Source organism: Methylibium sp. T29 (assembly GCF_000576205.1).
GTDB lineage: Bacteria > Pseudomonadota > Gammaproteobacteria > Burkholderiales > Burkholderiaceae_C > Methylibium > Methylibium petroleiphilum.
Genome location: NZ_AZND01000126.1, coordinates 1 through 10,070, shown reverse-complemented (window position 1 = coordinate 10,070; position 10,070 = coordinate 1). Strand labels below are relative to the sequence as shown.

General features: G+C 66.5%; 8 protein-coding genes and 3 pseudogenes. 2 read left to right on the top strand and 9 right to left on the bottom strand.

Annotated elements, in window-relative coordinates:
• The 3 genes and pseudogenes from x551_RS26510 to x551_RS14260 form a co-directional block, all read right to left on the bottom strand.
• Positions 1 to 240 (bottom strand): annotated as a pseudogene (locus tag x551_RS26510) (hydratase); the annotation flags it as partial.
• A 287-nt stretch (positions 241 to 527) separates the two neighbouring features.
• Complete coding sequence (locus x551_RS14265; protein ID WP_011829632.1) at positions 528 to 836, bottom strand: AzlD domain-containing protein; 309 nt, start codon at positions 834 to 836, stop codon at positions 528 to 530.
• Entirely contained in the window at positions 826 to 1,551 is a 726-nt protein-coding gene (locus x551_RS14260) for an AzlC family ABC transporter permease (protein ID WP_036234544.1), read from the bottom strand. Before x551_RS14260 ends, x551_RS14265 begins: the two co-directional genes overlap by 11 nt.
• Before the next feature lie 360 nt (positions 1,552 to 1,911).
• On the opposite strand from x551_RS14260, the pseudogene x551_RS14255 reads away from it, so the two are divergent.
• A pseudogene (locus x551_RS14255) lies at positions 1,912 to 2,279 on the top strand (DUF1428 domain-containing protein).
• A gap of 480 nt (positions 2,280 to 2,759) precedes the next feature.
• Here x551_RS14255 and x551_RS14250 read toward each other — a convergent pair.
• From x551_RS14250 to x551_RS14235, 4 genes are all read right to left on the bottom strand, one after another.
• On the bottom strand, positions 2,760 to 3,224 hold the full coding sequence (locus x551_RS14250) for a hypothetical protein (protein WP_036234551.1): 465 nt from the start codon (positions 3,222 to 3,224) through the stop codon (positions 2,760 to 2,762).
• A gap of 90 nt (positions 3,225 to 3,314) precedes the next feature.
• Positions 3,315 to 4,484 (bottom strand): hypothetical protein, encoded by a 1,170-nt coding sequence (locus tag x551_RS28210; RefSeq protein WP_343252144.1) that lies wholly within the window; start codon positions 4,482 to 4,484, stop codon positions 3,315 to 3,317.
• Between the two features lie 1,970 nt (positions 4,485 to 6,454).
• The gene (locus x551_RS23605) at positions 6,455 to 7,438 is read right to left on the bottom strand and encodes a restriction endonuclease (RefSeq protein WP_051495849.1); all 984 of its coding nucleotides are present in this window, start codon (positions 7,436 to 7,438) and stop codon (positions 6,455 to 6,457) included.
• An 89-nt stretch (positions 7,439 to 7,527) separates the two neighbouring features.
• The gene (locus x551_RS14235; RefSeq protein ID WP_036249098.1) at positions 7,528 to 8,274 is read right to left on the bottom strand and encodes a hypothetical protein; all 747 of its coding nucleotides are present in this window, start codon (positions 8,272 to 8,274) and stop codon (positions 7,528 to 7,530) included.
• A 784-nt stretch (positions 8,275 to 9,058) separates the two neighbouring features.
• Between x551_RS14235 and x551_RS14230 the strand changes: the two genes are divergently transcribed.
• Positions 9,059 to 9,247, top strand: a complete 189-nt coding sequence (locus x551_RS14230; protein ID WP_036234555.1) for a hypothetical protein — start codon at positions 9,059 to 9,061, stop codon at positions 9,245 to 9,247.
• A 22-nt stretch (positions 9,248 to 9,269) separates the two neighbouring features.
• On the opposite strand, the gene x551_RS14225 is transcribed toward x551_RS14230, so the two are convergent.
• Together x551_RS14225 and x551_RS27460 are read right to left on the bottom strand one after the other, a co-directional pair.
• Positions 9,270 to 9,929 (bottom strand): ABC transporter ATP-binding protein, encoded by a 660-nt coding sequence (locus x551_RS14225; protein ID WP_173402809.1) that lies wholly within the window; start codon positions 9,927 to 9,929, stop codon positions 9,270 to 9,272.
• Positions 9,926 to 10,070: pseudogene (locus tag x551_RS27460) on the bottom strand (tRNA (adenosine(37)-N6)-dimethylallyltransferase MiaA); the annotation flags it as partial. The pseudogene x551_RS27460 and the gene x551_RS14225, both read right to left, overlap by 4 nt.

Below are 10,070 nucleotides of genomic sequence, written 5' to 3'. Positions count from 1 at the left end.
GAACGCGAAGCGGCCGCAGCAGGCGTCGTCGGCGATCAGCTGCGCCAGGCCGGCGCGGGCGAAGTCGGCGAAGCGCGAATCGGGCAGCTCGAAGGCCGGGTGCAGCGACGCGACGGCCGCCAGCACTTCGTCGACGGCATAGGGCGTGGCGCGCGGCGGCAGCGCAGCGCCCAGGCGGAATGCGAACTCGGGCTCGACCACGCGCATGCGGTTGCCGGCGAGCGACAGCGTGGCGCCCATAGCGTGCACGAAGCTGCCGAGAATGCGCCCGGCAGCGGACCGTCGACCTGGATGTGCGCCTGCCCGGCCGCGCTGGTGGCGGCGATCTTCCAGCCGACCACCGGGCTGCCGGCCACCTGGGCCAGCGCGGCCTGGATCGCATGGCCGGCCGCGGCGTCGCCGGGGCGCAGCGCGTCGGGCAGGGCGTCGATGACGTTGCCCGACTGGCGGCAGCGCCAGAGCAACTGGGCGGCGTCGTGGGCGGCGGGCGGCATGGTCCGGCGATGTTGCCAGACGGGCGCTCGCCGTCAGAACTGCCTGAACACCGCCGCCGCCACGATGCCGGCGGCGATGGCGGGCAGCGGCTTCTTCAGCACGAGCATCACCACCGCGGTGGTCGCCAGCGCCAGCCGCGCGCCGCCGTCGCCCTGCACCGCCAGCGGCGCCAGCAGTGCCATCAGCACCGAGCCCGACATGGCCTCGATGAAGCGCCGCACCCGCGGGCCGATGGGCACGAAGGACATGACGAACACGCCGCCCCAGCGCGTGGCCAGCGTGACCAGCGCCATCACGGCCACGATCAGCAGCGTGCCCCAGCCCAGCGAATCAAGGCTCATCGCGCCGCTCCTTCCAGGCCGTGCCCAGCAGGCCGCCGGCCAGGGCGCCCGCCACCACATGGCTGTTCTCGGGCAGCCAGCGCCAGGCAGCGAGCGAGGCGCCGGCCGCCACCGCCCAGATGGCGAGCAGGCGCAGGTTCTTCACCTGCCCGCCGACCGCCATGGCCAGCAGGAAACAACCCATCACCATGTCCAGCCCCCACCGCCGCGCATCGGCGATCAGGTCGCCCACTTGCGTGCCCAGCCAGGTGCCGACCACCCAGAACAGCCACAGCGCCAGGCCGCCGCCCAGCAGCTGGCCGAGGCCCGGCTGGCCGCGCCCGAAGGCCTGCAGGGTCATGGCCCAGTTGGCGTCCGAGGCCAGCACCATCACGCCGTAGCGCCGGCGCGCCGGCAGCGGGCGCAGCCAGCGGTAGAGCGTGGCGCCCATCAGCAGGTGGCGGGCGTTGATGGCGAACACCGTCAGCACCAGCGGCAGCACCGGCACCTGCGGACCCCACAGGTCGAGCACCGCGAACTGCGCCGCGCCGGCGAACACCAGCGCGCTCATGGTCACCACCCAGCCGGCGTGCAGGCCGTGCTGGGTGGCCGCCAGGCCGAAGGCCGCGCCGAACACCAGCACGAAGGCGGCGATCGGGGTCATCTGCCGGAAGCCGTCCCACACCAGCTGGCGGGTGAGGGCGCCCGGTGCGAGGAGCGGGTCGTGCAGGGTCATGGTGCGTGACTGTGGCCGCTTTGCAGGGTTCCGAAAAGCGCAAAGTTCGCATCACACACTTGCGTTCAGCGGATGCATCGAGAACCGCATGGCACGGCAGCACCGACCGCATCGATCCGGACAAGTAGAACCCGCTGATCATGAAGTTCCAGAAAGAAGTTCCACGGCTGCACGACCGAGCAGCTTCACCCGTCTCGCCTGGGCGAGATTCCCGAGGCGAAGGGTCTGGCGGCACGGTCCGGAAGGGTGGCCTACAGTGCCAGCGGCCCTGTCGATTCAGCCTCCTTTCGTTCGTCGTGAAGGCAGGAGGCGCGCTTGAGCGGGTGCGTCGACCAGTCAACCCTCACCAGGAGTCAAGGCATGTCCTATATCGACGGTTTCGTGATCGCGGTTCCCACGGCCAACAAGCAGCAGTTCATCGAGCACGCACGCCATTTCGACGCGTTGTTCATCGAACTCGGAGCGATCCGCGTGATCGAGGGTTGGGGCGACGACGTCCCCGACGGCAAGGTCACCGATTTCCGCCGTGCGGTCCAGGCGACGGCCGAGGAGACGGTGGCGTTCTCGTGGGTCGAATGGCCGGACAAGGCCACGCGCGACGCCGGCATGAAGAAGATGCTGGAAGACCCGCGCATGGACCCTCCACCCCCGGCAATCCGCCCATGCCCTTCGATGGCAAGCGAATGATCTTCGGTGGCTTCGAGCAGGTGGTCGAAGTGAAGGCTTGAGCGGCTGGGCCCTGCGGGACCTGGGCCCGCACTGGGGTGCACTACGGTGGACATTTGGCGCACACCACCGGCGCCACCGACTGCTGCAGCGCGCGGTTTTGCGCAAGCTGCACATCTGGTAGCTCGCACTCGGCCCTGCGCAAACAGGTGAGCCCGACGACCGACTAGTGTCGATCAGCGTGAATACGGTTTCGCTGTCCGGATGGCCGCGACCGCTGCGAAACGGGCGTAGCGTCACGAATGGCAGCTTTAGACTGATCTGAGTCAGTCGATTCCCGCTGTTCAAGGACCGCTCTCGCACTCAGTGGTCATTCAAGCGCTTGGGGCACCGATGGCGGCAGTCAGTCGCCTTCAATACGTCCGGCTTTACCCTGGATCAACCGCTATCCCGACACGTCATCGTTAGACCTGTTGCAGCGCAGCATCGACCTCGACCGGGCCATTTCGACCCGTCTTTGCATTCAATCGTGGGCTGAACGCTCAGCCAGGAGGAAGCGGGACGGTGAAGCTGGCCATCAGACGGCCGTCCCAGCCCTCCGTCGTCACCACCGCAGTGGACGTCGTCTTGTCGAGACGAACGACCTGGCACTTTGAGTCGGTGTCGCCCCAACATGCGTGCGGCTCACCGAAGCCAAGGCGCTGAAGTTCGCGCAGTACCCAAGCTCGGTCCTCAACGGTCACCGCGTTGACGCAAGCGTCTTCGCCATCGTGCTCGAAATCGAGCTTGCCGCCGGCGACAACCGGCCGCAGACCGCTTCGCGACTCCAGGGGAACAAGCTCGTCCAGTTTCTGGAAGAAGACTTCAAACTCAGGAGCCCCCTGACTTGGCCCGAACTGGTGCAGCAGCGCCAACCACTCGCCGTGCCGGACGCCGATGGCGATGCAAGGCCCGAGACTGTCCGTGGTCAACACGTCCAACGCGTCGTCAACCACGAACTCGCTCATCGGGACGTCTTGGCTTGCAACGGTGGGGTGCGTGGGAGGCGTCATCACCACATCATAGGGACGGCCCGCCAGAGGGAGCGGCCAACCCCGTCAGCCCCGACCGAACCTCGGTTTGGGCGCAGCAACCAGGAAGGCCTTGCCAGGTTGACTCGCCTTCGTAGCCGTCTCAGCAGCGTCGGCAACCTCGCCCGAAGGCAGACCCTCACCAGGCGCCGGCGGCTGTAACTCCGTCGCGGCAGCAGGGGCGGTGTTCGACTTGTCAGCGACCAACCAAGGAATGGGGCTGCAGAAGACTGCGCGCACAGCGACTGGCCGATTGTCCGGCGCCTCCTTCAGGCGGTCACGAGCGCGAACAAAACGCTGCGCGAAGAACTGCCGTTGCAGGTAGACGCGCTGGCTTCGTTGGACATTGACGGCCCCGTACAGGTGCTCCCTGCCACTGAGCGAATCCGTAAGCTCCTCGACGAAGTTCGAAACGGCAAGGTGGAAGTCGGCGGGGCATTGCTTGTGCCGCATGGCCGCCTCGACGACGTGCTCGAACAACTCCCCGAAGGCGCCGAGATGGATGTGCAGAGTCGCGATTCGCGACAAGAACTCGAACGCGACGCTCACCGTCGAAGCGAACTCGGTATCGGGCGACGAGAGGTAGCCCTTGAAGCGGCGCATGCCTTGCTGCAGGTACGCACCGCCTTGCAAGACCATCCAGGTGAGGTCGCCTGAGCCCAGCGACACAAAGCTCCGGTTGGTCAGAAACTGGCGAATGGTTGCTGCCGCCAGCTTCATCGGGTCGACCAAATCTTTGCTTGCGCAGTGCATCAGCAGTGCTTGGGGCCAGACGCCGGGAACCTTGGCCACCGCTTCCAGGACGAATCGGAACCGACCGTCGAGCGTCAAGACGGTAGCTCCCGTCGATTTGGCGAGCAGCAACACCTCCAGTTCTTCGTCCTGGAGCACCTCAGCCAGGCGCGGCGCCTCTCCTTCGCTCGGTAGCTCGCCGTAGGCCGGCTGCACTTCGCAGTACTGCTCGACTGCGGCAAGCAGCGCCTTGAAGAACTCAATGCGGCGCGCGTGGTACCGAGCGTCGTGCTCGATGAGGGCAAGCTGCCCTTCGACTTCCGTGCTGGTCGCGACACTTCGGTCTTCTTCGGCCTCGCGCACGAGCCCTTCCAGCATCGTCTTGGTCACTGACGACACAAGCACCTTTGGAAGGTGACCGAGCGCCTCTTGAACCCCAAGATTGACGAGTTCGGCGATGGTCATGGCGTCGATGACGTAGACCGCGTCGGGTCGTGCGAGCAGCTGAAGCGCGGCAACGCGCTCTGCCTCGATGCCCGTACCGACAAAGAGCGGCGGTCCTTCAGATGGCCAGCCCAAGACGACTTCAACGGTGCTGCGACCCTGACGTTCGGCGAAGCCGGAGAGCGTCATGTGCCCCGTGGCGTAAACGTCGAAGAGCTGCCGCGCAATGGCCGAAGAGCGCATGACTTCGGCCTTCATATGCGCGAGGTCGCGCTCCCCGTCGCCGGTCATGCCGACAGGGACCATCTTCATGTTCGGCAGCCCGCCCAATTCACGGGCCCGCTCCTGCACGACCTGCAGCATGTGTCGGTACGCCGACTGGATGGCGGTCACCGTGTACGCCTTCGTGTCGCCAAACGCGAGGGCCGGAAGGCTGACCTGTTGCCCAAGCACGGCACCGAGCATCGCCGCCGCCTCCGGTGCGGCTTGGTCCGCGTAGCCTGTGCGCTTCGGCAGCTCTCCTACGTTCGACGGGTCGATGACCAGCTGCGTAGCGTGCCCGAACTCATCAACCAGCGTGACGCAACTGCCCGGCACGACCGCCGGGAGGTTCTCGTCCATGAGCGGCAACGTGCCCGGTGCTGCTACGACCGAGATGAAGTACGCCGACAGCGCCCCCGGCTCATCCAGGTTGCGGCGAAGCATTCGATAGAGCCGACGCATGCCCCGTTCAGCCTCGCCGTAGCGAAGTTCCAGCGTAGCCAGCTGCGCCATCGGCTGAATGCGGCCCTCAAGCAGCTCCGGGACACTGCGAAGGTCGTTCTGAAACTCAGGCGGCGTCGATGAGTGCAGGCTCACGCCCATCTTGAAGACCCAGCTTCCAGCCGCGGTCGGATGCTTCTTCAACTGGGCGTCCATCAACGGGCGCACGAAGGCCCAGTCGGCCGCTTGCTGCCCCAGCTCGATGGCGAGGTTGCGGGTTTCGTCGTTGTCAATCCACTCTGCGGGCAGACCTGCGAGCATCTCCTTGGCCTTGCGCCGGTTGTGAGACCGCACGTAGCACGCGAGCAGCCTGTTGTGCAGGTCGGAGAGGCGACCGGGCGTCACCAGCCGTTCGAACAGGGCCCCGGCCTCGAAGAACCGCCCCATGGAGAACAGCAATTCCGCCAGCATCAGCCGTTGGCCGTCATTGCTCTCCTCGGTGACCAAGGTCTTGGCGCGTTGCACGATGGCGTCGGCCTCCAGCGCGCGGCCTGCACGGTTGAGGACGCGCGCCGCGACGCAGGCAGAAATGAGACCGCCGGTCTCATCGACTTTGGCTGCAATCACCTCGCTGACGGCCGCGTCCTGCTGGTCGGCTCGGGTCAACGCGTCCCAGCGGAGGGCAGCCAGCAGCTCAGCCGTCTCGCTGTCGACGGGGTCTCGCGCCAGCGCTGCGTCCCGCGTCTGCTTCAGCAGCGCCAGGTTTCCGTTCTTGGCGGCGATTTGACCCACGACAGTCAAGCTGGCGTCGTTCATCTCGGCCAGTCGCCCCGTCGCAAGAGCGAGAAGCTCAGTTTCACGGTCCAGCTCGAAGAGAGCGGTCACCTGGGTGCGGAGAATCTCGGCGGAGCGATGCCCCTGCGCCTCAGCGTCCTTGGCAAGAGCCAGCGCGTCGCCAAAGCGGTGCAGCATCAACAACGCGTAGCCGAGGTGGGCGACGGTCTCCGTCACTGACTCGGACTGAATCTGCCAAAGGCGCTCATGCCACGGGTTGAACTGAGCGACCGCGAACTCGAGTGCCTCGGTCTCACGCACCGGCAGCGCGCCCGTCATCGCACCTACCGGGAACCTCGAACCGCACTCAGCGGCGATGCGAAGCGCGTTGGCCCGGATGAAGAACGCAGCTGCGGGATGGTTGGCCGCTTCCTGGCTGAACTTGATGGCTGCGTCCAGATTCCCAGCTTTGAGCTCAGCCTGCGCCAGGAACTGCAGCGTATCGGGCTCTTGCTTCAACGCCTCAGGCACGTCGGACATCCGAACCGGCTCGCCTTGAACGAGGCGGGCGTTGGCCAGCGCGAACCAGACTTGCTGGGAATCAGGGAACCGCTCGAGCGCCGCCTCTCCCGCAGAACTAGCCTCAGGCAGCTTCTTCTCAAGCATGAGCCTCGGACCTGAGCCGCAGCCATGCGTTCGTCGTTCGGGTAGAGCTCGAACGCCTTCAGGAACAGATGGGCCGCCTCTCCGTCGTCCAGGCGCATGAACCAGAGACTGAGGCCCTTCTGCAGGTACCAGCGGGCCTTCTGGTGGGCGTCGAAGGGCCCAAGGTCCTTGCCGACGACGGCTAGGTGGTCGAGCGCGTCGCGGTATCGGCCCGCCTTCAGGAGCTCGTTGGTTCGGTCTAGCTGGTCCGAGATGAGCCGGTCGACGGAGTCGAGCCGGGCAGTCGGAAGCGCAGACATGCCGAGCAGCGTGTCGCGCTGCTCCAGGACAAGGGTCTGCAAGTTGCTGAGAGCCGCGTCCTGTCGGTGGTAGGCGGCGCCAGGGCTGTTCGGTGCGTAGCTGTCTTGAAGGACCGGGAACCGGTCAATGTGATTGCAGATGTCTTCCCAGAACTCCACCTCAACTGGGAACAGCCCCTTGGCTTCGCGCGCGTCGGAGAGTTCCTGAACCTTCTTCAGCAAGGCCGCGTCGTTCGGCGCGGTGGTAGCCAGAATGAGCTTCTTGATGGGCGTGCCGTGCTTGTCGGCCTTTCCGACCTCGTCCACGACGTCGTCCCACTTGACGGGCTTCATCGTGTACTTCTTGCACTGGATACCGACCCGCCCGACGCCAGCTTCCTTCACGAAGACGTCGACGCCACCCTGAACTTGGCCACGACGGCCGTTCATCTTGGGCATCCGGTAATCGAAGACGACGCCGTACACGTGCGCGCACATGCGCTCGAAGTCCGCCTCGTTCTTGGGCGGCGGGATTTCGAAGGGAATCGCGTGCAAGCAGGCCTCCTGAAGTTGTTGTTATCGTTAGCGCCAGATGTGCTCTGGTGCGTGGACCCGTCGCGACGTGGAGACGGGCTCGCTGTGCCTCACATGATGACCCGCCCGCGGTCTCCGTAGCCCATCGGCTCGACTTGCAGCGCGGCAAGATGGTCCAACAGGCCCTTCCGGCAGTTGAACGAGCTGTCTGACGACTGCATCCACGCGCCCCGCTCACGCTCGACCCAGGTTGTGCCGAAGGCGTCGCCGGCGTCAAAGCCGCCGTTGAAGGCGCGGACCATGTCGCCCTTGGGATTCACCGCGGCGTGCACAGACAGCTCGTTGAAGCCGGCATCTGAGACAGACCCACGGGCCGGCAGCCCGTTGGGCAGTACGAAGTCGAAGACCTCGCCGCGGCGCATGTTGTCCGGGAAGCGGTTGTCGCCAGGCCGGAGGGTGAACAGCTTCTGCTCCAGGGCGGCGTTCACAGCGCAGACCATCAGGTTGCGCCAGGCCTTCTGCCGCGTCGTCTTGTATTCAATGTCGTAGGCAGAGTCCGGCACCGTCGAGACGACGCCCGGCACGGGCGTGAGGATGGTCATCTCGAAGTCGAACTCTGGGTCGTCCTCGTAGCCGAGCTGCTTCAGGCGCTCGACGAAGCGCTGCGTCTGCAGCAGGGCGAAGGGACGGTCTTGCTCAGGCCCGACCATCGCTGCCTGCATGGCGGCGTGGGTCCGGAAGCCCAGGCTGTGGGCCAGCGCCTCGCTCAGGTGCGACGACTTGACGTGGGGGAACTCGTCGCGGAGCGACTTCTTGAGGGCGGCGAGCGGTGCCTCGCAAAGGGGTGTAGCGGCCATACGGCACTCCAATCTGCGTGGTCGACGTTTCCCGATTACGCATCGACCCGGATTGAAGTCCGTTCGGTGGCGCCAAGTGCTGTGTCTGATTTAACCCGGGAACAGGTTCGGCTCAGACGCCTTGCGGGCATGGTACAGCACCTCTGTCGCTGCGCAGCGGCAAAAACGTGGGGGATGTCGGAGGCGGGTCACTACAGGTGGCATCTGCCAATCCGAAAGACCCCGTGAAGCTCACACCCCTCATTGCAGCAGCGCTACTTGGGGCGGTTGTCGCAGCTGCAACCCTCCTTCATACCGCAACCCCTAGCATCTTGGCGGAATCCACCATCTGCTTGCACGAAGCGGAGCCCGTTGTGCTCGCGCTCCGATACCTAGAGGCACAGGTGCAATCCGGTACCACCTACGCCGACTAAGGCCGGGCCGTGAGTGCCATGACCTTTCTGCCACCACCATTGCAGAAGGTCCGTCGGCAGAACAGCACCGCACGTTCCTGGATGGGCTGGGCCCCGTCTTGTGGGACTAGCAGGCGGCGAAGGACTTTTGGAGCGGAAATCTCCAGGAGCGTACCCGTCCAGCGATGTCACCTTGACGTTCGCCGCGCACTCACGGGTGGCGCTCGCGGTGGCAGCGAATGTCAGCTTGGTGCCGGTGACGGCGCTGTCACCGACTGACGGCCACTGGCAGCAACCGCTGCCAAAGAGCCGCTCAGCACGCGTCAATGACTGGCTGATGAGGAGCGAAAGCGGTCATCACCCCGTGAAGTTCCTGTGGCGAGCAGCACCGCATGCAGAGGCGGGCCACCGACCCGCATGCGGACTGTCCGCAAGGTGTCCACGAAGAGTTCATCAGCGCACCGCCACACACCACGCCGGTCGCCACCGCCGCGATCACCTACGCCGGCCGTGCGATCGGCGCCTTCAACGAGTTCGCGGCCGACCCGCAGAAGGCCGTGGCCGAGAACCCCTGCGGCTGAACCGCGAGGCCCGGCCGCGCCTTCAGGCCGCGGCCGGCTGCACGCCCTTCGGCGTGAGCCGCAGCACGCGGTCGGCCCGTGCCGCCGCGGCCGTGGAGTGGGTGACCAGCAGGCAGGCCGTGCCTTGCTGCTTCACCTCGTGAGCCAGCACGTCCATCACCCGCTCGGCGGTGGCGGGGTCGAGGTTGCCGGTGGGCTCGTCGGCCAGGATCAGGCGCGGTCGGTGCACCACCGCGCGGGCGATCGCCACGCGCTGCAGCTGGCCGCCCGACAGTTGTTGCGGCAGTCGCTCGCCCAGCCCGCCCAGGCCCACCGCGTCCAGCACCGACTGCACGCGCGCCGGATCGGGGGCGCCCAGCAGCAGCAGCGGCAGCGCCACGTTGTCGGCCACGCTCAGGTGCGGCAGCACGTGGAAGGCCTGGAACACGAAGCCGAGCTTCGCGCGCCGCAGCAGCGCCAGCGCGCGCTCGGGCAGGGCGGTCACGTCGTCGCCGTCCAGCAGCACGTGGCCGGCATCCACCGTGTCCAGCCCGGCGATGGCGTTGAGCAGCGTCGACTTGCCCACGCCCGATTCGCCGAGCAGCGCGACGAACTCGCCCGCCTCGACGCGCAGCGACACCTGCTCGAACACGGTGCTGTCGCCGTAGCGCTTCGCGAGGCCGTCGATGGCGAGCAGGCTCATGCCGCGGCCTCGCGCTCGTCGACCAGTTGCCGCGCCAGCGCCACCACCTGTGCGCTGCGTCGGGCGCGTCGCAGGCCACCGTCCGGCGCCACGGCATGCCGCGCAGCCAGGTGAGCTGGCGCTTGGCGAGCTGGCGCGTGG